Origin of the sequence: Acinetobacter sp. P1332 (assembly GCF_044057475.1) — a bacterium.
Lineage (GTDB): Bacteria > Pseudomonadota > Gammaproteobacteria > Pseudomonadales > Moraxellaceae > Acinetobacter > Acinetobacter johnsonii.
Genome location: NZ_CP171157.1, coordinates 2,955,186 through 2,978,260, shown reverse-complemented (window position 1 = coordinate 2,978,260; position 23,075 = coordinate 2,955,186). Strand labels below are relative to the sequence as shown.

General features: G+C 40.3%; 16 protein-coding genes. 14 read left to right on the top strand and 2 right to left on the bottom strand.

The features are described 5' to 3' along the window. Window positions 1–54: 54 nt before the first annotated feature. The 10 genes from ACFN7Z_RS14705 to ACFN7Z_RS14660 all read left to right on the top strand — a co-directional run bounded on the left by ACFN7Z_RS14705 (window position 55) and on the right by ACFN7Z_RS14660 (window position 15,044). On the top strand, window positions 55–2,337 hold the full coding sequence (locus ACFN7Z_RS14705) for a TonB-dependent siderophore receptor (protein WP_058952315.1): 2,283 nt from the start codon (window positions 55–57) through the stop codon (window positions 2,335–2,337). Window positions 2,338–2,387: 50 nt separating this feature from the next. After that, entirely contained in the window at window positions 2,388–4,493 is a 2,106-nt protein-coding gene (locus ACFN7Z_RS14700) for a TonB-dependent siderophore receptor (RefSeq protein WP_058952314.1), read from the top strand. 70 nt (window positions 4,494–4,563) lie between these two features. Beyond that, entirely contained in the window at window positions 4,564–5,019 is a 456-nt protein-coding gene (locus tag ACFN7Z_RS14695) for a copper resistance protein NlpE N-terminal domain-containing protein (RefSeq protein WP_058952313.1), read from the top strand. Between the two features lie 551 nt (window positions 5,020–5,570). Next, complete coding sequence (gene kdpA, locus ACFN7Z_RS14690) at window positions 5,571–7,271, top strand: potassium-transporting ATPase subunit KdpA (RefSeq protein WP_131229948.1); 1,701 nt, start codon at window positions 5,571–5,573, stop codon at window positions 7,269–7,271. A gap of 16 nt (window positions 7,272–7,287) precedes the next feature. Continuing rightward, window positions 7,288–9,300: a potassium-transporting ATPase subunit KdpB gene (gene kdpB / locus ACFN7Z_RS14685; protein WP_058952311.1), complete on the top strand. Its 2,013-nt coding sequence runs from the start codon at window positions 7,288–7,290 to the stop codon at window positions 9,298–9,300. A gap of 9 nt (window positions 9,301–9,309) precedes the next feature. Further along, on the top strand, window positions 9,310–9,921 hold the full coding sequence (gene kdpC / locus ACFN7Z_RS14680) for a potassium-transporting ATPase subunit KdpC (protein ID WP_058952310.1): 612 nt from the start codon (window positions 9,310–9,312) through the stop codon (window positions 9,919–9,921). Between the two features lie 12 nt (window positions 9,922–9,933). Next, window positions 9,934–12,582: a sensor histidine kinase KdpD gene (locus ACFN7Z_RS14675; protein WP_058952309.1), complete on the top strand. Its 2,649-nt coding sequence runs from the start codon at window positions 9,934–9,936 to the stop codon at window positions 12,580–12,582. Between the two features lie 10 nt (window positions 12,583–12,592). Then, on the top strand, window positions 12,593–13,294 hold the full coding sequence (locus ACFN7Z_RS14670; RefSeq protein WP_058952308.1) for a response regulator: 702 nt from the start codon (window positions 12,593–12,595) through the stop codon (window positions 13,292–13,294). A 112-nt stretch (window positions 13,295–13,406) separates the two neighbouring features. Then, window positions 13,407–14,810, top strand: coding sequence for a glutamine synthetase family protein (locus tag ACFN7Z_RS14665; protein WP_058952307.1), 1,404 nt, complete (start codon window positions 13,407–13,409; stop codon window positions 14,808–14,810). 9 nt (window positions 14,811–14,819) lie between these two features. Next, window positions 14,820–15,044, top strand: coding sequence for a hypothetical protein (locus ACFN7Z_RS14660; RefSeq protein WP_058952306.1), 225 nt, complete (start codon window positions 14,820–14,822; stop codon window positions 15,042–15,044). Window positions 15,045–15,129: 85 nt separating this feature from the next. Here the strand turns inward: ACFN7Z_RS14660 and ACFN7Z_RS14655 are convergent, their stop codons facing one another. Then, entirely contained in the window at window positions 15,130–15,909 is a 780-nt protein-coding gene (locus ACFN7Z_RS14655) for a TorF family putative porin (RefSeq protein ID WP_058952305.1), read from the bottom strand. A 1,282-nt stretch (window positions 15,910–17,191) separates the two neighbouring features. Here ACFN7Z_RS14655 and ACFN7Z_RS14650 point away from each other — a divergent pair. Further along, a complete protein-coding gene (locus ACFN7Z_RS14650; RefSeq protein ID WP_010325917.1) occupies window positions 17,192–17,836 on the top strand; it encodes a HEPN domain-containing protein in 645 nt (214 codons plus the stop codon). A gap of 62 nt (window positions 17,837–17,898) precedes the next feature. Here the strand turns inward: ACFN7Z_RS14650 and ACFN7Z_RS14645 are convergent, their stop codons facing one another. Further along, window positions 17,899–19,089, bottom strand: a complete 1,191-nt coding sequence (locus tag ACFN7Z_RS14645) for an MFS transporter (protein WP_010325918.1) — start codon at window positions 19,087–19,089, stop codon at window positions 17,899–17,901. 1,064 nt (window positions 19,090–20,153) lie between these two features. Here ACFN7Z_RS14645 and ACFN7Z_RS14640 point away from each other — a divergent pair. From ACFN7Z_RS14640 to ACFN7Z_RS14630, 3 genes are read left to right on the top strand one after another with little or no spacing between them, the layout of a single operon-like run. Next, complete coding sequence (locus ACFN7Z_RS14640; RefSeq protein ID WP_005400772.1) at window positions 20,154–21,281, top strand: NAD(P) transhydrogenase subunit alpha; 1,128 nt, start codon at window positions 20,154–20,156, stop codon at window positions 21,279–21,281. A gap of 11 nt (window positions 21,282–21,292) precedes the next feature. After that, entirely contained in the window at window positions 21,293–21,616 is a 324-nt protein-coding gene (locus tag ACFN7Z_RS14635) for a proton-translocating transhydrogenase family protein (RefSeq protein WP_004692331.1), read from the top strand. A 3-nt stretch (window positions 21,617–21,619) separates the two neighbouring features. Then, on the top strand, window positions 21,620–23,074 hold the full coding sequence (locus ACFN7Z_RS14630) for an NAD(P)(+) transhydrogenase (Re/Si-specific) subunit beta (RefSeq protein WP_010325919.1): 1,455 nt from the start codon (window positions 21,620–21,622) through the stop codon (window positions 23,072–23,074). The last annotated feature ends 1 nt before the right edge of the window (window position 23,075 follow it).

Here is a 23,075-nt window from a genome sequence, read left to right as displayed (position 1 = left end):
AATGGAACATGGATGAAGTGTTCCAATGGAAACTTATGCTTAAAAGGAATTGAAATGCCTCAATTCAAATTGAACCCTTATTTAAAAGGGAATCATTCTATTGTTTCGCCTCAAGTAACAGGGCTTAAACACAATCACGCCTTAATTGATTTAGCACAGCGTTCTGTTGTTGCCCTATCAATTTATGGGCTTGGTTTACAACTAAGCTATGCTGAAGATAACTCAGCGCAATCTATGCAATTGCCTGTTTTAGTGATTGAAGCTCAAAAACAAAGTACGGCTGACCCACTCCAACTGAAACAAGTCAACTCAACGGGCAGTCGCTTAGGGTTAACAGCTCAAGAAACCCCTGCAACAGTTCAAACCATTACTCAAGATGACTTACAAGAAAAAGGCTTAAGAACGGTTAAAGAGGCATTTGGCAATGTGACAGGTGCGACTGTAGGTAATGTGCCGGGTAACCCCGCTGTGCTTACGATGCGTGGTTTTTCTGGTAATGCCAACACGGTATTGCAGGATGGCGTTCGTGTGGGGGCTTCTACCTTCGTAACAAGGGATTTAGATGTTTGGAAGTATGAAAAGATTGAGGTTTTAAAAGGACCCTCATCTGTACTTTTTGGTGAAGGTGCTTTAGGCGGTGCAGTGAATTTAGTCACCCGAAAACCTAATTTAGAAAAGAAAACTGTGGAAGGGCTGCTTAACTACGGTAGTTTTAATACAGTAAGAGTCGCTATAGGTGGGAATCTACCAATAAATGATGAATTGGCTATTCGCTCTGATGTGAGTTATCTCAAATCAGATAGTTTGTATGATATTGATGATCAAGAAACGACTAAATTCGGTGCGGCAGTGAGTCTGCTGTATAAGCCGAATGATGATTTATCAATGCTGTTTTCAGCAAATTTTGATCATGACAAAGAAACTTCAAGCTATAACGGCTCACCGTTAGTTTCAGCTTCGACAGCTAAAAATCCTAGTCACATCGTAGATAATCCTTATGGTCTAGTCGTGGATAAGACAACAAGGCATAAAAATTATAATCCAGACGGTGGTGAGTTAAGTGCTGACACAACGACTCTCTCTTGGTCGACGGATTATCGCCTTTCACCATCATGGACGTTCAATAATATTGCAACGTATTACCATGCAGATCGAAAATTCTATCTATCCCCAGAACAAAATTTTGACAGCCAAACGGGGCTATTCAAACGGACAGTACAGCGTTGGAGCCATGATCATGATGTATGGAGTAATCGCTTTAGTTTCGGTCATGATCAATTGATTGCAGGGACGTATCGTAATCGACTGAGCATAGGCTCTGAATATAGCTATACCGATTTTAGTAGTCCCAGACCTAGTGGCAACCTCAGCGCTGTAGATCCATATCATCCAAATGTTGGAGAGATGCCTACCAGTGATTGGGCGGGATGGACGAGTTACAATAAATTTTCAACTCAAATTAAGAATTGGTCTGTTTTTGCAGAGGATGCTTTTAACATAACGCCAGATTGGCTTGTTGTCGGTGGGGCACGCTATGAACGTCTTGATGTAGAGCGAACAATTGATAACATCCTAACCGATAGTCAGCAGCAATTTAATCCTACTTTTAACCCATTCTCTTGGCGTATAGGCAGTGTTTATAATCTAACTCCAGATACCCAGCTATACGGTCAATATAGTACAGCGGTTACCCCCGTTTCTTCTTTACTTGTGATCTCGACAGCGAATGGAAGTTTCGATCTATCAAAAGGGAAATCGGCTGAACTTGGTTTTAAGTCGAGTGTATTAGACGGCAAGCTGGACATGATTGGTTCAGTTTACTGGATTGAATTAAATCATATTTTAACTCGTGATCCGAACAATATTAATTTAACTGTTCAGGGAGGACAGCAGGTCTCTAAAGGCGCTGAATTTACAGCATCTGCTGCGATTACACCGCAGTTAAAAGCGAGCTTAGGTTTGGCTTGGGTTGATGCAGAATACAAGAAATTAATAGAAGCGGGCGGTGCGAATCGTTCAGGCAATCAGCCGATTAATGTTCCCGAAAAAGTTGCCAATGCCTCATTAAGTTACCAGTTTAGTACTTTACCAATTACTGTGAGTGGATTTGCAAAATATGCGAGTGGTTTCTACACAGATACAGCGAATACATACTTTGTAGATGGTCATACCACGTACGATGCTTCCTTAGCATATGACCTAAAAAATATGACTTTTACACTATGGGGCCGAAACCTGACCGATGAATTTTATGGTGAGTATTCAGGCTACTCCGCGAAGCAAATTTATATTGGTGCACCAAGAAGTGTCGAACTCGGCGTCACATTTAAATTTTAAGCACCAGATTTCATAACCCTATATCAGCATATACACATTCAGAGTCACTTATGTCTAAATTTTTATTTCATCCACTGACGTGGAGTATTTTACTTGTTCAACTTTCAACCCACGCTGTGTCGGCCGAAAATGAATCTGCTTCAAATCAAATTGTAGCTCAACTGCCGAGTATCACGATTACTGCAGAAAAACAGGATGAAAGACATAGTTCTTCACAAGCGATTACGCAGTTCAATCATGACCTGTTAGAAGTACCGTTTACTAAATCACATGTATCAGCACAAGATATCCAAAATCATAATGTTCAGCGTATCAGTGATGCGCTTTCGTTTGTAAATGGTGTGGTTTATCAAGACAGTTATGGCGGAGGTTTTTGGGACAATTACTCATTTCGCGGATTTAGTACCGATCCGAATATGGGTACGATTTACATGCGTAATGGTTTGAGCTCTGTGAGTGGTATCCATACCGCACGAGATATGGTGAACATTCAAGCGATTGATTTCTTGAAAGGCCCCATGGCCGCGATGTATGGGCAAGGTGCGGTAGGCGGGATTATGAATATCACCACTAAGCAACCTGAATGGGAGAAAAAAAGTGATTTAAGTCTGAGCGGAAGTACGCTTGAAGAATATCGAGCTGCCTTAGATACCACGGGTGCGATTAATCAGGATTTGGCTTATCGCCTTGGACTAGCCTATGATAATAATCAAAGCTTCCGTGATCATGTTGATAATCAGCATTATTACATTGCACCACAATTAGCATGGAAAATTTCTGAGCAAACCCAGTTGAATCTTGATACTGAGTTCTCAGAGTCTAAAGGCGTTTTTGATCGTGGCGTACCGATGGTCAATGGGAAACTTCCAGTCAATAAGAGAACCTTTTTAGGTGAGCCAAGCGATGGTGATATTGAGATTAAAGATCAAATGTATCAACTACGTTTAAACCATGAATTTAATGATGATTGGAACAATACAACGGCAATCACTTATAGTCATGGTGAGCGTGCAGGTACATCAACCGAAATTTCGTCCATTGCATCAGATGGAAGAACGGCAAATCGCTTCCGCCGCTCCCGTCAATTTGAGACAGACACCACAAACTTTCAATCTATCTTAAGAGGTAAGTTTGATACTGGGGTAATCAGACATGAACTGGTTACAAATGTCGAAGCAGGTCATTATACGATTGATCAACTGCAACGTCGTAGTGCTGTTGGGGCTTCGAGTCAGATTGATATTTATAATCCCGTGTACGGTCAAAATATTTTGCCATTAACCCGAATCACTAAAGATACAAAAGAAACTCAAGATATGTTTGGGTTTAACATTCAAGATCAAATTTTCTTGAATGATCAATGGAATGTACTGGTAGGCGGTCGTTTTAATCGTTTAGAACAACAAATTGATGATCATCGAACTGGAAAGACATCAAAGCAAGCTTTCACACCATTTACACCACGTGCAGGGATAAATTATCAGCCCACTGAGCAGTTGTCTTTTTACAGTAACTGGGGGAAGGCATTTGAACTGAACACAGGGTTGAATAAGGACAATGAACTGTATGAACCAGAGAAAACAGAAAGTTGGGAAGTGGGTGGTAAATATAAGTTTTTACCGCAAAGTTGGTTCGGTCTAACGTATTTTGATATGGAAAAACAACATCTGCTCACTGAAGGCATTACTGATAGCTACGTAGATAGCGGGAGAGTACAAAGCCGTGGTGTTGAGTTAGAACTACAACATCAATTCACGGACAAGCTACGTGTTAATGCTAACTATACTTATACAGATGCTGAAATTGTAGAAAGTGAAGTTGAGGATAAAGGCGCAAGGCTTAAAAATATTCCTAAACATACGGCAAACTTAAGTGCTGACTATCAATTTGACCTTGCAGGACATGATGCGGGCTTGGTTGGCAATATTAATTACTACGGTAAACGCAGTGCAAATTATATTGATAATGGAACCAGTCTTCCTGATTTTACTGTCGTTAATATTGGGGGCTATGTACAGCTACGACCAGACCTACGCGCGCAACTGAATATTGATAATCTTTTTGATCAAGATTACTACGTCGCAAGCTATACAAATTATTGGGTGCAGGTGGGTGAACCGCTCAAAGCAACACTCAGTCTAAATTGGAAATTCTAGTCTGTGGAGTCAGGAGGGGCGGTGTCACAAGATGTGACCGCTCCTTCATAGTTGCTAAGAGATATAACTTATGAAAAATACCTTATTATGTTCTTTTGTTTTTGCTAGTTTGTGCCTCGGATGTAGTCAATCTGAACCTGACCCTAAATCGGGAGAAGCTTCGACCAAAGCTATAAAAGTAATTGATCCTGAATTACAGAAATGGGTAGGCCAATATAAAGGAATTTTACCTTGTGCAGCATGTACTTCTTTCTGTGAAGGGTGCGAAGGTATGACTGTCGATTTAGATGTTAAGGAAAACCAGACATTTAAATTGGTTAGAACCAGTAATAGTGGACACAATAAACCCGAAGTATACGAAGGACGATTTGTATTTACTGATAACGGGAAACTTAAAATTCAGCTCAATGGCATATCTGAGCGGAATACAGTTTTATGGCAGCAGGGCTCTGTGGAAGTTCTTGATACCAAGACTGGTCTGCCTTACAAGGATTATTCAGATTTTGAGTTAATGAAAGAGGCTTAATTAGATAGCCTTAGCATATCCCATTTTGGTTTATACCAATTGAAATAGTTATTACTAGTTTTTGAATATGAATTTCTAAGATATCCAAGTCGGGATATGCAAAACTGTACTCCTTTTACAGCTTGCTTTTCTTATGTAATAGTAAAATTTTAACTAAGTCTTTTAGAATTTTGGCTATTGGCGACTATATTCAGGTCAATGCTTTTTACGCGTACATTCCCTTCATTTAAAAATTTTTAGTCCTGTTTGCAAGTGGATGCAGCCCATTACTACTTTATTGATAGATAACTGCATTATCAATATATTTTGTCATTTTCAAATCGTTTTGATTCGGGCTTATTCAATTGAAAAATGATCTTTGCATGAGCTTAAGTAAGGTTTTATTCAGAGGAGTTATTCTCATATAAATAAACCATCACTGTTCGTAGATTGGTGTAATTAGGTTATTTTTTTCTTTACGCAAAATTTACGCTTTATGCCATTTTAGATATAGAGAATTTACGTGATCAATTTATATACTAAAGCTGACCTATTTTTAAATGGCATATGCTATGTGGGAATTTATTTCTGTATTTGTCCTTTCATTGCTGTTGGCTTATCCGCTTGGGCACTACCTTGCGGATGTGATGCAAGCCAAACCAATGAAGAGTGACCGCTTCTTTAAGTGGATTGAACAACCGATCTATGCTGTGCTCGGTGTCAAGCACAGTGGTATGAACTGGCGGCAATATCTAGGTGCTTTTGTACTGAGCAATGTTCTACTGCTTGGCGCCAGTGTCGCAGTTTTAATGACTCAGGCATGGCTGCCATTGAACCCTGACCATATTCCAAATATGAATTGGGACTTGGCTTTACACACCACCATTTCATTCCTGACCAATACCAACCAGCAGCATTATTCTGGGCAGTCTCAACTGTCATATCTATCGCAAATGACTGTAATTGTAGGATTGCAATATTTGTCTCCGATCATCGGGCTTGCCTTACTGGTCGCTATGTTAAGAGCATTATTTTTACAATCTAAACGTACAGATGATGCGCCTGATCAAAGAGATTGGAACAAGATTAATCTGGGTAATTATTGGATGGATATCATCCGACCTTTATTTCGGTTTTTCATTCCACTCGGCTTAGTTTTTTCTGTCCTTTTGACCTTTCAAGGTGTACCCGCAACGCTCTCTGCGGGTCCTACAGCGCAAGTTTTAGACCAAACTACAGAAGTTAAAACTCAACATATTCCACTGGGCCCAGTTGCACCGATGGTGGCGATTAAACAACTCGGCAGTAACGGTGGTGGCTGGTATGGGCCAAACAGTAGTGTGCCTTTAGAGAACCCGACACCTTTTTCCAATGTGATTGAGATGATTGCGATCTTATTGATCCCACTCTCTGCGGTGTTTATGGTTGGGCGCTTTATTCAGCGCAAGAAACTGATGTGGATGATTTTTGGCACGATGTTGTTGATGTCTCTATCTTCAACGCTATTGACCCTATGGGCAGAAAAATCCTCATTAATTCCAAATACGGCATTAATGGAAGGCAAGGAAGTTCGCTTCGGTGCTGAGGCATCGGCATTGTGGGGAAGTTTGACCACACAAGTGAATAACGGCTCGGTCAATATGATGCATGACTCTGCTTCACCACTGACGGGATTGGTTGAACTGTGCAATATGTTGATCAATGCCATTTGGGGCGGCATAGGCTGTGGGCTATTACAGTTCTTCATTTACCTGTTTCTCGCGGTATTTATCGCAGGTTTGATGACAGGACGTACCCCTGAATTATTTGGTCGAAAAATTGAAGTCACTGAAATCAAGCTTTTGGCACTGGTGATTCTCTTACAACCTGTGGTGATTCTTAGTTTGACTGCCATCGCAATCGCTTTCCCATCCATGACCGGGAATTCAAATCCAGCATTTCACGGCATTAGCCAAGTGTTTTATGAGTATGTCTCTGCCTATGCCAACAATGGTTCAGGTTTTGAAGGTTTAGGCGATAACACTTTATGGTGGAACCTGAGTGCCAGTGTGGCTTTATTGGCAGGGCGTTATAGCGTGTTGATCATTCCTATCTTAATTGCAGTTAGTTTAGCAACCAAACCTCAAGCAGCCGAAAGCAAAGGTTCTTTACATATCGAGTCTCCAACTTTTGCATTGACGTTGGTTGGGATCGTGTTGATTCTGACCCTGTTGCAATTCATGCCAGTGTTGGTGATTGGGCCAATTGCTGACTATTTATCGATAAAAGTTTAAGTGTGGAGCAATAACAATGAAACATTCAAATGCGACACAACAGATGGATATTTTGAATAAAGAAATTATTCAGCAAACTTTCCATAAATTGCTGCCTCAACACGCGTTTAAAAATCCAGTGATGGCATGTGTCTGGGTGGGAACGGTTTTAACCATTGCGGCGACATTGATGGGCAATGCTAGCTTAGGTTTTGGTTTACTGATTAGTTTGATTCTATTAGTGACCGTGTTATTTGCCAATTATGCAGAAGCGGTTGCAGAAGCCAAAGGCCGGGGACAAGCTGCATCTTTACGACAAGCCCGTGAAAATTTAACTGCAAATCTACTCAGTGAACTCAATACCAGTCCAAGTCTGATTGCTGCAAATTTATTGAAAAAAGATGATCTCGTCATCGTTAAAGCAGGGGAAATTGTTCCTGCGGATGGTGAGATCATCAAAGGCTTTGCCACGATTAATGAATCAGCCGTTACCGGTGAGTCTGCGCCTGTATTACGTGAAGCTCATACCGATCGTTCAGGCGTGATTGGCGGCACCAAGGTTTTGTCCGATGAAATTATTATTCGGGTCAGTAATGAGGCTGGTCATAGTTTCTTAGACCGCATGATTGCCTTGGTGGAAGGTGCGAATCGTCAGAAGACACCGAATGAGATCGCATTGAGTATTTTGCTCAATATCATGACCATCACTTTTATTGTGGTAGTGGCAACCTTACCATTCATTGGTTCAATGGTCGGAATCAAAATCAGCATCGTCTTATTGATTGCCCTATTGGTCTGTTTGATTCCAACCACGATTGGTGGCTTGCTGCCTGCAATCGGGATTGCGGGGATGAACCGTGCTTTAAAAGCCAATGTCTTAGCCAAATCGGGCAAAGCGGTTGAAGTTGCGGGTGATATTGATGTGTTGTTGTTAGATAAAACCGGCACGATTACTTATGGAGACCGCCAAGCCACCGCTTTTTATCCATTGGCTGGTGTGACACCAAGTGAGTTACGCCAAGCGGCAATGCTCACTTCTTTTGCCGACCCAACCCCTGAAGGTAAATCAGTGGTGGCTTTAGGTAAGGAACTGGGTGAAAGTGTCCGTGAGCCGAAAGATGCCGAGTTTATTCAGTTTAGTGCATCGACCAGACTCTCTGGTGTGGATTTGGTATCAGGTGAGAAAGTTCGTAAGGGTGCAGCCGATGCCATCTTAAAGTTTACCAATCAGAATATTCAAGACAATACTGAATTGAAAACTCGTGTTGAACAAGTCGCGTCTAAGGGGGCAACTCCGTTAGTAGTAGCATCAAATCATAATATTTTGGGTGTGATTGAACTTTCGGATGTGATTAAACAAGGCATTAAAGAACGCTTTGCACTATTACGTGAGATGGGCATCAAAACCATTATGGTCACGGGAGACAATCCATTGACTGCGGCTGCGATTGCTGCCGAAGCAGGGGTGGATGACTATATTGCGGAAGCGAGACCTGAGGACAAATTGGCGTGTATTCGTAATGAACAAGCAGCAGGAAAATTGGTGGCGATGGTCGGTGACGGAACCAATGATGCACCAGCCTTGGCACAGGCGGATATTGGTTTAGCTATGAATTCGGGTACGCAAGCAGCCAAAGAAGCAGGCAATATGGTGGATTTGGATTCCGATCCAACCAAATTGCTAGATGTGGTCGAAATTGGTAAGCAGCAACTGATTACCCGTGGAGCATTAACCACTTTTTCGTTGGCAAATGACGTCTCTAAGTACTTTGTAATTTTACCAGCATTATTCGCAGTGGCGATTCCACAACTTGGGGTACTGAATATTCTGCAACTCAGTAGCCCAAGCAGTGCCGTGATTTCCGCTTTGATCTTTAATGCCTTGATTATTCCAATGCTGATTCCATTGGCACTCAAAGGCGTTCAATTCAAACCTGCCAGTGCACTGCAATTGTTACGCCGTAATATGCTGATTTATGGGGTTGGTGGGGTAGTCTTTCCGTTTATTGCCATCAAGTTAATTGACCTTGTTGTGTCATTGTGGATTTAGGAGTGAGATATGAATACTTTAGAAACTCTACCGCTATCAAGTGAAACTCAATCTCTGCTACGTCCTAGCATTGGTCTTATCTTAGTTGGGTTTTTGATTGCAGGAGTGTTGTACTCTACTGCAAGTGTCTCGATTGCGCAGTTGATCTTTCCCAAACAAGCCAATGGCAGTTTAATTGAACTAGATGGCAACGTTGTGGGGTCGAGCTTAGTTGGGCAGAATTTTGTCAGTGAACAATATTTCCAAGGTCGCCCGAGTGCGGTAAGTTACAGTGTAGACGGTATGGCAGGCAGTAATTTAGCAATCTCAAATCCTGATTTGCAAAAACAGATCAAGGAACGAACCGCACAGTTTGCGCAAAACAATCAGATGACTGAGCAACAAGTACCGAATGAAATGGTGACGGCATCAGGCAGTGGGATTGATCCCGATATCTCACCTGAAAGTGCATTATTACAGGTGAAACGCGTGGCGCAGCAACGCCATTTACCTGAGCAACAAGTTCGTGATTTAGTCCAACAGCAGATCCAAGCTGAGCAGTTCGGCATCTATGGGCAAGCGCGAGTGAATGTGCTACAGCTAAATTTAGCCTTAGATCAATTGTCATCGACCACACGTTGATAGAGCGTAATTATGCAGATCGACCGTAATAACAAAGCAGATGCATGGTTGGCACATAGTCAACGTGAACAATTTGGACGTTTGACCATTTTCTTGGGTGCAGCACCAGGGGTAGGGAAAACCTATGCCATGCTGACCCGAGCGCATGAGTTGATGCAGCAAGGACAGCATGTGGTGGTCGGAGTGGTGGAAACTCACGGTCGATCTGACACCGAAGCTTTGATTCAAGGGCTCAATGTGATTCCAAGAAAGTCTGTGGAATATCAAGGGCGAATGTTAGACGAGATGGATCTCGACCAAATTCTTAAATTAAAGCCTCAAATTGTGCTTGTTGATGAACTTGCCCATCGTAATGTACCCAATAGTCGGCATGAATATCGTTGGCAAGATGTGAATGAGTTATTGGATGCAGGTATTGATGTTTATAGCACTTTAAATATTCAGCATTTGGAAAGCCTCAATGACGTGGTCTATCAGATCACTGGCATTCGGGTCAGTGAAACGGTTCCCGATGCATTACTTAAACGTTTGAAAGATATTCGTCTAGTTGATTTACCTGTTCCTGAATTATTAGAACGGATGAATCATGGCAAGATTTATTTCGCCGATGTTGCCCCCCATGCATTGCAAGGTTTTTTTAAAACTGCAAATTTGACAGCGTTGCGTGATCTGGCGATTCAAACCGTTGCAGGACAGGTCGATGTTGATTATCGAGAGAAATTTGTTGCACAAGGGCAGATCATCCCGATTCAAAATCATGTCCTGTTGGCGATAGATGGCTCTGAGTTTTCAGAAGATTTGGTACGCCGTGCGCATCGGATTGCGGAAAGGCGCAATGCAACGTGGAGTGTCATCTCGGTTCAGAAAAGTAAAGTGGGAAATACACAGATCCTTGCTGTCACTAAAGCCTTTAATTTGGCGCGGAAACTCGGCGCAGACACGTATTTATTGCATAATAACCATATTGCACCCACCATTTTACAGGCAGCTTATGATTATGGTGCGTCCAATATTTTACTCGGCAAAAGCCCTCAAAAATCGCTATGGCAGCGCCTATTTTCAGATCATATTGCCGATCAACTGTTAGAGAAACAGCATCCTTTTGAAATCACCTTTGTTCAGCCTTTAAAAGCCAAAAATAATGAAAAGCGTTTGCAGAAAGATGCAGCTCATTCATCTTGGTTAGAACAAGGATTGGCGTTTAATCAACGTGAAGTGTTTGAAAGTATTATTATTATATCGCTAGGACTGATTGTGGCTGCAATCAGTGATCATTTTATTGGGTATAGTGATTTAGCTTTAATTTTTATTGTGACTGTATTACTTGTTGCGATACGCGCCCGCATGTTGATCACGATTATTAGCGTATTCATCTGTTTTTTACTCTATAACTACTTTTTTATTGAACCTCGCTTTACCTTTATGATTAGCGCTGAACGTGGCGTGATTACCATTATCATGTTCATTGTCTCAGCCTTACTGGTTGGGCGTTTAGCCAACCAATTACGCGCTCAGGTGCTTAGCCTACGTGCTGCAAATTCAGTGTCGTTACAGTTGCAAGAATTGGAAAGAAAGCTATCGACCTGTGTAGATATTGAGCAAGTGCTCATTGTTGCCAAACAACATTTGGAAACTTCATTAAATGCCACGGTCTGGTTAAAAGTTGAAAATCAGTCTTTGGGTGATATATCTGCCTTAAATGAAAAAGATCAAATAGCCGCAGATTGGACGCAGAAGAATGCGAAACCCTGTGGACGTTTTACCAATACATTGACCAATTCTGATTGGTGGTTTATTCCGTTAAATCTGGTGAAAGAATATGGAGTGATTGCAATTCGGTTTAATCAAAACGCTCAAACCATCAGCTTTGAATTGCAACGTTTAACTGAGTTGATGATTGAAGACATTGCGCAAACCGTTGCTCGGGTACAACTCTCGTTACAGTTAGAAAATTCTAGGGTGGTGGCTGAAACGGAAAAGCTCCGCTCCGCCTTGCTGTCTTCGGTATCACATGATTTACGTTCACCCTTAGCCGCGATGATTGGCTCGGCAGATACGCTCAAATATTATGGTGAACAGATGCCTGAAAGCGATCGGCATGAATTATTAGACACCATTCACATTGAAGGGGAACGACTCGATCGCTATATTCAAAATCTGTTGGATATGACTCGCTTAGGACATCAAGGATTAACTTTAGCTCGAGACTGGATTGGTGTGGATGAGCTGATTGGCTCGGCAACTCAACGACTCAAACGCTATCAACCGAATGTCAAAATCGATGTGACCTTAGCGGATGATTTACCTCAGCTTTATGTACATCCGGCCTTGATTGAGCAGGCTATTTTTAATGTCTTAGAAAATGCCGCAAAGTTCTCACCAGATAATATTCCGATTGAAGTAAAAATTCAGCAAGAGGAACAATGTCTGCGAATTGACATTACCGATCAAGGGATTGGCATTCCTGAAGATGAACGTGAGCAGATCTTTGATATGTTCTATACCATGCAGCGTGGCGATCGCGGTAAAACGGGAACAGGTTTAGGGCTTGCGATTGTCAAAGCAATTATCGGCGCACATATGGGCAGTATCGAAGCATTTGCTGGAACAGATGGTCAAGGAACATTAATTCGCATACGATTACCGTTACATCGGGGTTAAATGATCTTTTATGCCGCAAACATTGAACCATCAAGTATCAATTCTTATTATTGACGATGAACCGCAAATTCGAAAATTTTTAGACATTGCTTTACGTGCGCAAGGCTATCAGGTGCATGTTGCTGAAAATGGCTTGAAAGGCTTAGAAATTTTGGTGACACAACGTATTGGCTTATTGATCTTAGATTTAGGTTTACCTGATATGGATGGGCTGGAAGTTTTGACTGAGTTGAGACAGTGGTCAGATATTCCTGTGATTGTGTTATCAGCACGTCCTGATGAAAATCAAAAAATTAAATTACTCGATGCAGGTGCTAATGACTATGTGACTAAACCCTTTAGCATTCAGGAATTATCTGCACGAGTTAGGGTGATGTTTCGGACTAAGCCGCAACAGACGGAACAAGCTGAAATTTTTGATGATGGAACATTATTTGTTGATGTGGTAGAGCATGTCGTAAAATTGGCTGGGCAAGAAATTGCTTTAAGTAAAAAAGAATTCCAGCTTTTAGCATTATTAATAAGTCATCAAGGTAAAGTTGTTACGCAAAAGCAAATTCTGACAGAATTGTGGGGAAGTACCCATGAAGAAGATACTCATTATCTACGCATCTTGGTGAAAAAACTGAGAACCAAAATTGGGGATTCTGCGGTCACACCAAAATATATTGCGACTATAGCAGGTATAGGGTTGCGGTTTTCTACATCATGATATTTTATAACTTTTCTTTTTAAATACTTTATAAAATTTACGATCTTTTTACGTTACATTAAGCTTGCCCTAATTTATCGTATTTATACCAAAGTTAGTAAGGTTTAAAATTATGAGTACTGCACTCATGTTAAAAAATAAAGAGAAAAGTATTAAAATTGAAATGCCATTTAATACTCAATCTTTAAATAATGTAGAAAGTACTTTATTTTTAGAAGAGGTGAAGAATTATCTTTGCTCCTATCCAAAAACTAAACATATTGATATTTGTTTGCATGATATTAATGGTCATATACGAGGAAAGCGTATAGACATAAGTTGTTTAAATAAATTAGCTGATGGTTGTTATTTTCCATTATCTGTTTATGCAATGAGTCTGGATGGTAAAGTAATAGAAGAAACTGGTTTAGGTAAGTTTATTGGAGAGCCAGATTTTTTATGTAAGCCAATACTAGGTAGTTTAAAACCTTGTCCAATAGACCCTGAACTCAATGCACAATTGTTTCTAACAATGAAAGATAATGAGAGTGATTGTCAATTTGAACCTAGAAATCTATTAAAGGGTATATTGAGCAAATTGCATGAGAAAAATTATTACCCTTGTATGGCTGCTGAACTAGAATTTTACCTTTTCAATAATAATGGTTCAGAGAGTGAGATTGTGAATAATAGCCAGTGTTTTGATATCAATACACCAAGTGGCTATCAAGGTGTCCTTGACGAAGTTGAACGTATAGCAGTTTTACAAGGTATTAATATTACAGGGATGGTTGCTGAGTCATCCTCTGGGCAATATGAAATTAATATACAGCATAGTAATGATGTGCTGAAATTATGTGATCAAGTGATGTTATTGAAACGAACCATAAAACAGGTCGCATTAAAGCATGGCTTGAGTGCAAGTTTCTTAGCAAAACCTGATATGCATAAAGCTGGTAGTGGTATGCATTTTCATATGAGTATTTTAGATCAGAATAAACAGAATGTTTTTAGCACAGAAACAAAAGATTTATTATCACCCCAGTTGTTGAAAGTAATCAGTGGACTTGTTCTATTGTTACCTTCTTCAATGGCAGTCATTGCACCCAATGTAAATTCATTTAGACGATTTAGAATTGGCAACCATGTTCCTTTAGAAGCAAATTGGGGCGTCAATAATCGTAATGTTGCGATTCGGATACCATGTTCAGATACTGCTAATCAACGCTTAGAGTATCGTGTTGCTGGAGCTGATTGTAACCCGTACTTAACGGTCGCAATGATTCTAGTGGGGGCATTACATGGTTTAACTCAAAACTTGGAAGTTCCTAAGCAAGCTAATCAGTTAAAACGTAAAGAAGAACATATTTTTTTAACGACAAATCAGTTAGAAGCTTTAGCACTTTTTAATGGAAATAATATTATAAAAGAATATCTTGGAAAAGATTTTATTGATTTATGGTGTACGGTTAAACATGCTGAATATCAGAATATTTATAATCAAATTACAGTGATTGAACAAAATTGGGATATCTAGGAGTTTACCATGTATCAGAGTCTAAGTTCCTCTAAGGATATGATTGAAAATCAGGAACTCACAAAAGATCTGTTCTTGAAGTACAATTTACAAATGATTGATACAGAAAAATTAGCACAAAAATATTCAACGGCATCAAAAAAGATGCAGAAATTAATTTCTGCAATTTTGAAAGAGAGAGGTTTTGATCGTAGTGAAATTGAAGTTTTGTTGAAATTAAATAAAAAAAATTAATTTAAAGGTTAGAAGCCTAATTGTATTTATGTGCAAGTAGGCTTCTAGCAAATTTTAAATTATCTGAAATTATATTCAGCGCACTCTAGAAATATTTTGTTAAAGTGAAAACAGCAGAATTTTTAACACCTTTTTTATTGGTTTCTGTAAAACCACTAGTATCTATATTTGTACCAATAATGGCTAGCTCAGCACTTAAATCCATTGGTTTATAGTTGTAAGTTGTTCCTATTTTCCAATCAAAAAAATTATTTTCTGATTTTCCACCATAAATTTCTTTATTGGCCTTAGAATAGCCTAAGTTTGCAATTGCTCCGAAATTGGATTGAGAAAAAGCGGCCGTATATAAAATATTAAAGTACCAGTTTTTAATATCATCACCGATATTTTGACTCGTTGCTTCACCACCATATTTGTTTGTATAGCTTATGCTGGGTGTGAAATTGTCATTTTTGTTTAATAAGTTAGTAAGGATGGCTTTTATGTAGTATTCATTATAATTTAAATCACTTTTTCCAACATAATTGTATCGAAGCATACCTATATCTAATGTAGGTTGTATTTTCCATATATTAAATGATGTAGTATAACCTATAAGTGGGTCTAGCTCTAGGTGAGCTTCATCACCAAAATCTACATTTGATGCAAATGCTGAAATATAGAATCCTGATGAGTGATTTAAGAGTAAGTTTCCCTGAAAAGAAGCATCATTTTTGGTTTGGGTTTGACCGCGCCAGCGATATTCACTTGCGAGAGAAGTATTTCCAGATAATTTAAAATTTATATTTTCAGAGTTTTCTGATGCTAATATATAACTAGATGGTAGGGTTGAGAGCAAAACTAATAATTTATGAAAATTACTCATAAGATCCTCTTTAAAAGAATAGAAGTTTGAGTTATGTATATTAGATTTTCATATGTTTGTATTTAGTAAAATTATCGTAAAATTTACGTAAAAAAAGCATAAATAATAACAGGGTCTTTATTTTTTGTAATAATTAAATATATTTTAATAAAGCAAGAAAATATATATGGAGTAGTTTTTCATACTTTCAATAGTTATAAATTAAAAAGTGCTGAAGAATCCATTTTTGATTCTATGATTATTTTACTTGTAGTCATAATTTCCAGTTTTGTTTTTTATACGGGTTTTATCAAGATTAATACTTAGCTCATTTCATTTGTAACGTGATGCAGAAGAAAGGCAACTGCTAGCTTATGTTTATCTAACATTAAGTAAAGAAACTAATGTGGATGAGGAGTCTAGAAAAATTGTTCTGTAGGTTTTGTTTAGTAGAGCTGAAACAGGACTGCTTGCTTCACAGTCCGGTCCAACTATGCCTAGGGTTGAAGGAATTGCTAGATTAGTGTCTAAGGCAAATAAAGGTTAATAAGACTTTTAATTTCTCAACTAGTAGATGTAATTGAAATCTTTTTTATACTTTTTGTATGAGGTTTAAATTTACACCAATTTTGCACCGTAATTAATTTTACTTTTTATATGCTATTGATTTTAAATATTATTTAAATACTTGTCGTCCAATCCATCATCGGGGCAACACTGATTCGTGGAGATTGAGGGGTTTCAATGGTTTTGTCAGTATTCATTAAAAAATCAGGCTCTTGATCAGTGTTTATCCGCTTTTGTCTGCAAAGACATGGTGAACAACCTATGTCTTAGAGCGGAAGCGGTGCAAAGAAATATGTGGGAAATTACATGAAAATCAGATGTCGCAAAGCCAAAGCGTCAATCCATTTATTGAGCAAGATACAGCACAATGTAATGAGCTGAAATGCATTCATTACCGATAGGAGGATCTTTGGGAGTGGACGAAAAATGAAACTCGATGCTTCATTTTATTCAGGTATTTCCGATAGCACGCAATACTATCACAAAAATGGAATACATTCATTGAGAGATATTATCTGCTTTTATCAAGCTTAGAACTTATAATTAATGGTAAGAGGAGCAGCCAATATTCATTAGATACATTGAAATATAGAAAACAGAATGTTTTTTTCGATAGAACATTCACACTGAACTAGCGGGATTTATCAATCACTATGGTCCTAGCAGGATTAAATTGAATTTAGCTTAATCATTCAGTATGTTGAATACATAGAAGAATAAAGTATAGGAAAAGCCGATGTTGCTTTTAGAAGAAATTTTTAAAACTAAAAAAGTACAACAGAGTGATGAGTTTAATCTGAGAATACATCGCGGGCTGAGTTGGTTGAAGCAGGCATTACTGCTCGATCATGATTCCGATTTACAATTTATCAGCCTCTGGATTTCCTTCAATGCGATATATGCACAAGACTTGGGGCAAAGTCAGGACAAGCAGAGTTTACGTCAGTTCTTATATTTAATTTGCCAGCATGATGCCGATCATAGAATTTATAGTATTTTATGGGACAAGTTTAGTCAGCCTATTCGTATGCTCTTAGACAACCAATATACCTATCAAGGGTATTGGGACTATCAAAATAAGAAAATTGGTTTAGAAGTCTGTAAGGCTCAGCTTGAACAAGAAAAGAAGAAAGTGGCGAAAGCGTTACAACAGAAGCATTCGGTTGATATTTTACTGGTACTGTTTAACCGTTTATATACCTTGAGAAATCAGTTGATGCATGGCGGTTCAACCTATAAGAGTTCGTTGAACCGCAAGCAGCTACAAGATGGCTGTCAAATTTTATCGGCTTTGCTGCCCGCATTTTTGTACATTGCTTTGGAAAATGCCGATAGCCTCGATTTGGGGAAACCTTTTTATCCCGTGGCTCAGGTCAGTTAGAGCTAAAAAAGTAGTGTCCAAATAAAAAGACAGTTTACTCAGTAAACTGTCTTTTTTGAGGGTTAAGCAATACCATGTCTTTTGCTATATAGGGTATCCAGCAGAGCAAAGACACCTGCCATCATCACCAGTGTAATACCGACTAAACACGTACTGCTCCAGCCGCCGTGATGCCATGCATAGACACCTAGCGCCGAGCCACACGCACCACCGATAAAATATAAGGTCATATAGATGGAGTTCACCCGAGACTTCGCATCGGGGCGTAAACGGAAAATCACGTTTTGGTTACAACTGTGTGTGGTTGCAAGCCCTAAGTTAATCAGTGCATAACCGATGATGTAGCTGATGAGTGAACTCCCGCCTAAATATAGGAACACCCAACTGAGGGCTAACGTCCCGCAGCCGACCCAAGTCAAAAGCAGGGTATAACCGCGATCGGCCCATTTACCAATCCACTGAGTGGAGAGTGCACCAAATACGCCGACTAAAGTTACCACGCCGACTAAAACATCCGAAAGTTGAAATGTCTCAGAGGTTAAAAGTAGGGCAATGGTTGAAAACAGCATACTCATGGCAGCAAAAGCAAATCCACCCGTGATTGAGCGAAACACCAAACGAGGCTCTTGTTGCAGCAGACTCCCCATGGACTTAAAAATGTCGAAATAGGTGATTTTGAGTTTTGGTAGTTGAGGCAGTTTTCCTTTCATCAGAAGGGCCAAAGCAAACATGGCGATGCCACTCAGCACATAAATCATTTTCCAGTGCCATAAGTCTGAGAGTAATCCAGCCACACTGGTCGACAGTAAAATCCCGACCAATAAGCCACTCATGAGGAAACCGACGACTTCTCCCGTTTTTTCAGGTTTGACTGCCACCGTGGCCAGAGGAATCAGCACTTGTGCTGCGACAGAAAAGAGTCCTGTAATAATGGTGCCTAGCCAGAGCATCGATAAGTTGGTGGATGTTGCACAGATAAACAGTCCAGCAGATGCGCCAAACATCAGGAATGGAATCAGTTTGGCTTTGTTCAACATGTCGCCTAAGGGCACAATGAACAGTAAACCCAAAGCATAGGAAACTTGCGCAAAGGTTACGGTCAAAGCCACTTGTTCTTCTGGCGCTTGAAAGCTTTGCTGAATAGAGGAAATCAAAGGCTGGCAATAATAGTTTGCCCCTGCACATAAGCCACAGACAATTGCCATCAGCCAGAGCAGAGATTTATCTCGACTGATGTCGAAAGAAGTATTCATAATGAGCCTTTGATGAGGGAGTATTTTTTCAGAAAGACGTTTACATCGTGCTTGAGCTAAATAGATGCATCGTTTCAGAAATTGTATACGAAGCTGAGGTAAAAGCCTAAAACAGGCGAGAAATGACCGCATAAAAAAAAGCGTCGGAGATGAAGACACAGAAAATAGCATGACCTGTTCTCAGGAGAGCATTTTCGTCCAATACAATCAAAAAATGATGATGTTTCGAATTTCCTGTCAAAAAATGATGAAAATCTTTAAAAAATTCTGAACGCACCCGTCTATTTTGTGTGAAATTGTTGCATTCGATCATTTTTACTCATGAAGCACACCAAGCATTTGGGGCTGATTGCTGAAATATTCATCTATTTAAAGTATTTTTGCTCAATTGTGGTGCATTTTTGCTTAACCCTAGTGTGCCAATGCACGCCATTATCATCCCATAAAATATGAAAAAAACATTTTTGTTGGTCGTTCCGCGTTTCAGATCTACTTAAACGTGATCAATCCCTCCTCGTATTTTTAGATGATCCATTTCAAATAAACGTTTTAGTTAGACTAAATTTTGCACATTGGCATTTTTGATCGATGAAAAATAGGAACAGGCCAATTCTAAGCTTTTGCAAATGGGGCAAAACTGTCATTCAAGTCAATGCCTGCAAAGTTTGCGCGACGGCAGATGGCAAAGCTCGATGAATGACAGGTTCGGGTTAATGTGAACGTGGTGGATCATATTCTTGGATTGGTCAAAAAGATCAATACTGCGGAATTAAAGGACTTGGTTTTGTACAAAAAAAGTGCAGATTTTAGTGTAAAAAAATCTGTAGCTCAGAATTTGAATAGAAATAAATCAATTTTTAAGCGGATTCAAAGTAAATAAACGAGATATCACCCAATATTTTTTATGAATCACCAGTTCAGTATATGGGTATTTATTAAATAAATAGTGGGTGGTATTTTAAAAAAGTTTCATTAGAATCCAAAAATTCATAAGAACATCCTGTGAGAAAACATTGCCTAATCGGTGATGTTTACTTTAAGAAAAACTAGCTTGAGGGACGCTCATGCAGATCGGAATTCCAGCCGAAACTGTCGTCGGTGAAAATCGTGTAGCCGCAACGCCAGAAACGGTAAAAAAGTTGATCAGTGCTGGTCATAGTGTAGTGATTGAACGTAGAGCAGGCGTGAAAGCTGCTTATATCGACAGTGCCTATGAGCAAGTCGGTGCTACGCTGACAGATGATGCCTATACTGGTAGCCAAATGATTTTGAAAGTACGTGCCCCTCAGGGTGCTGAAATTCAAAAGCTTGCGCCAAATACATCGGTTATTGCCATGTTTGACCCGTACCGTAATACGGAGCTTGATCAGTTTGCATCACAACACGTGTCTGCATTTGCTTTGGAGCTACTGCCACGAACTTTATCTCGTGCGCAGAACATGGACGTATTATCTTCACAAGCCAACTTATCAGGCTACAAGTCAGTGCTTCTTGCTGCGGCAGAGTACCAGCGCATGTTCCCAATGTTGATGACGGCTGCGGGTACTGTAAAACCTGCACGTGTCGTGATCATGGGTGTCGGTGTTGCAGGTCTACAAGCGATTGCGACAGCAAAACGTTTGGGTGCTGTGGTTGAAGCAACGGATTTACGTCCGACGGCGAAAGATCAGGTGGAGTCTTTGGGTGGCAAATGGTTAGACGTACCTATGTCAGCGGAAGAACAGCAAAAAGCAGCCGATGCTGCGAAAAATGGTTATGGCTGGATGCCAGGTGAAGACTATATCCGTGATCAAGCCATTATTGTGGATAAAGCTGTATCGAATGCTGACATCGTGATTACCACTGCACTTTTACCAGGTCGTAATGCGCCACGTCTGATTAAGGCGGAAACGGTTGCCAAAATGAAACCAGGTTCAATCATCCTTGATATGGCGGTTGAAACAGGCGGTAACGTTGAAGGTTCTAAGAATGGTGAAAATGTTGTGACTGACAACGGTGTGACCATTCTAGGGATTCCAAACATTCCGTCTACGGTTTCAACTGAAGCTTCTGCTTTGTATGCACGAAATGTCTTGAACTTCTTAGATACTTTATTTGATGCAGAGAAAAATTTTGCTATCAATCCTGAAGAAGAAATTCAAAAAGCCCTTCTAGTAACTCATGGCGGTCAAGTACTGCTGAAGCGTGGTTAAGGAGATAGATCATGGTTGAAACAATTACAATTTTCGTCCTTGCCATCTTTGTAGGCTACTACGTCGTGTGGGGCGTTACGCCTGCACTACATACACCGCTTATGGCAGTAACCAATGCGTTATCATCGATCATCGTGGTCGGTGCAATGATTCAAACTGTGGGGATTCCTGCAATTGGTGTTGATGCGAATGTTGCATTCCAAAGTGTGAATGTGGTGAGCATCTTAGGTGCAATTGCGGTGTTCTTAGCAAGTATCAATATTTTCGGTGGCTTCGCAGTAACAGCGCGTATGCTTGAAATGTTCAAGCCAAAGCAAAAGAAAAAAGAGGGCTAATATATGGAATTCATTCGAGACTATGCGGATTGGTTCTACCTGATTGGTGCTGTCCTCTTTATCTTAACTTTACGTGGTTTGTCTGGCCCGAAGACGGCAATTCAAGGTAACCGTTACGGCATGATCGCAATGGCGATTGCTGTAGTGACCACCTTCTTTGTGGCAGATCATCCTGTGATTTGGATGATTGGCGGTGCGATGGTGCTGGGTGCGATAGTGGGTATTGCCCGTGCGCGTACTGTACCTATGACGCAGATGCCTGAAACGGTCGCATTGATGCACTCTTTGGTGGGTCTGGCTGCGGTATTAATTGCAATTGCGGCAATTCTACATAACAACCAACTGACTGCATTATTTGCACAAAATGAAGCAGCATTAACTGCTGCGGGTGTGCAACATGCACACATGAGTAAGGTTCATTTATTTGAATTGTTCGTGGGTTGTTTCGTTGGTGCGATTACCTTTACAGCGTCTGTATTCGCTTATGGTAAATTGGCTGCGAAAAAATGGGCAAAAACCATTTCTGGTGCATGGGTTAAACCTGTACAAGCACTGATTTTCCTTGCAATGTTGGCGTGTGGTGTGTACTTCTTCACCACAGGCAACATGAATGCATTCTGGGCTATGACTGTACTTGCACTTGCATTCGGTTGGGTGTGGATTGCACCAGTTGGCGGCGGTGATATGCCAGTGGTGGTATCGCTATTGAACTCCTTCTCTGGTTGGGCAGCAGCAGGTATTGGTTTCACACTTGAAAACAATATGTTGATCGTTGCGGGTTCACTGGTGGGTTCTTCAGGTGCGATTCTGTCTTACATCATGTGTAAAGCCATGAACCGTTCAATCATCAACGTTTTGTTTGGTGGTGCAATGGGCGGAACTGCGGTAGCTGCTGCGGACAAAGGCCAGCAAGCACAGCGTAACCACCGTTCTGGTTCAGCAGATGATGCAGGCTTCTTGATGTCGAATGCAGACAGCGTTGTGATCGTACCTGGTTATGGTATGGCGCAAGGTCGTGCGCAAAATGCGGTAAAAGAACTGTGTGAAATCTTAAAAGAACAAGGTGTAAAAGTACGCTTTGCGATTCACCCAGTAGCTGGTCGTATGCCGGGTCACATGAACGTACTCTTGGCTGAAGCAGATGTCGCGTATGAAGACATTTTAGAGATGGATGAGATTAACTCTGACTTCCCTGCAACAGACGTGGTGCTTGTGATTGGTGCGAACGACGTGGTGAACCCTGCGGCAAAAGATGATCCAACATCTCCAATCTATGGCATGCCAATTCTTGAAGCGCATAAAGCACGTACCATTATGGTCATCAAACGTTCTATGGCGACAGGTTATGCAGGTCTAGACAACGATTTGTTCTATAACGAAAAAACCATGATGATCTTCGGTGATGCGAAGAAAGTGGTTGAAGATATGACCAAAGCAATCAATGGTGGTGGACACTAAT

What these genes read in the sequence shown, in the direction of transcription:
- ACFN7Z_RS14705 (WP_058952315.1), top strand. Translation starts at nt 55, where the DNA reads ATGCCTCAATTCAAATTGAACCCTTATTTAAAAGGGAATCATTCTATT.
- ACFN7Z_RS14700 (WP_058952314.1), top strand. Translation starts at nt 2,388, where the DNA reads ATGTCTAAATTTTTATTTCATCCACTGACGTGGAGTATTTTACTTGTT.
- ACFN7Z_RS14695 (WP_058952313.1), top strand. Translation starts at nt 4,564, where the DNA reads ATGAAAAATACCTTATTATGTTCTTTTGTTTTTGCTAGTTTGTGCCTC.
- kdpA (WP_131229948.1), top strand. Translation starts at nt 5,571, where the DNA reads ATGTGGGAATTTATTTCTGTATTTGTCCTTTCATTGCTGTTGGCTTAT.
- kdpB (WP_058952311.1), top strand. Translation starts at nt 7,288, where the DNA reads ATGAAACATTCAAATGCGACACAACAGATGGATATTTTGAATAAAGAA.
- kdpC (WP_058952310.1), top strand. Translation starts at nt 9,310, where the DNA reads ATGAATACTTTAGAAACTCTACCGCTATCAAGTGAAACTCAATCTCTG.
- ACFN7Z_RS14675 (WP_058952309.1), top strand. Translation starts at nt 9,934, where the DNA reads ATGCAGATCGACCGTAATAACAAAGCAGATGCATGGTTGGCACATAGT.
- ACFN7Z_RS14670 (WP_058952308.1), top strand. Translation starts at nt 12,593, where the DNA reads ATGCCGCAAACATTGAACCATCAAGTATCAATTCTTATTATTGACGAT.
- ACFN7Z_RS14665 (WP_058952307.1), top strand. Translation starts at nt 13,407, where the DNA reads ATGAGTACTGCACTCATGTTAAAAAATAAAGAGAAAAGTATTAAAATT.
- ACFN7Z_RS14660 (WP_058952306.1), top strand. Translation starts at nt 14,820, where the DNA reads ATGTATCAGAGTCTAAGTTCCTCTAAGGATATGATTGAAAATCAGGAA.
- ACFN7Z_RS14655 (WP_058952305.1), bottom strand. Translation starts at nt 15,909, where the DNA reads ATGAGTAATTTTCATAAATTATTAGTTTTGCTCTCAACCCTACCATCT.
- ACFN7Z_RS14650 (WP_010325917.1), top strand. Translation starts at nt 17,192, where the DNA reads ATGTTGCTTTTAGAAGAAATTTTTAAAACTAAAAAAGTACAACAGAGT.
- ACFN7Z_RS14645 (WP_010325918.1), bottom strand. Translation starts at nt 19,089, where the DNA reads ATGAATACTTCTTTCGACATCAGTCGAGATAAATCTCTGCTCTGGCTG.
- ACFN7Z_RS14640 (WP_005400772.1), top strand. Translation starts at nt 20,154, where the DNA reads ATGCAGATCGGAATTCCAGCCGAAACTGTCGTCGGTGAAAATCGTGTA.
- ACFN7Z_RS14635 (WP_004692331.1), top strand. Translation starts at nt 21,293, where the DNA reads ATGGTTGAAACAATTACAATTTTCGTCCTTGCCATCTTTGTAGGCTAC.
- ACFN7Z_RS14630 (WP_010325919.1), top strand. Translation starts at nt 21,620, where the DNA reads ATGGAATTCATTCGAGACTATGCGGATTGGTTCTACCTGATTGGTGCT.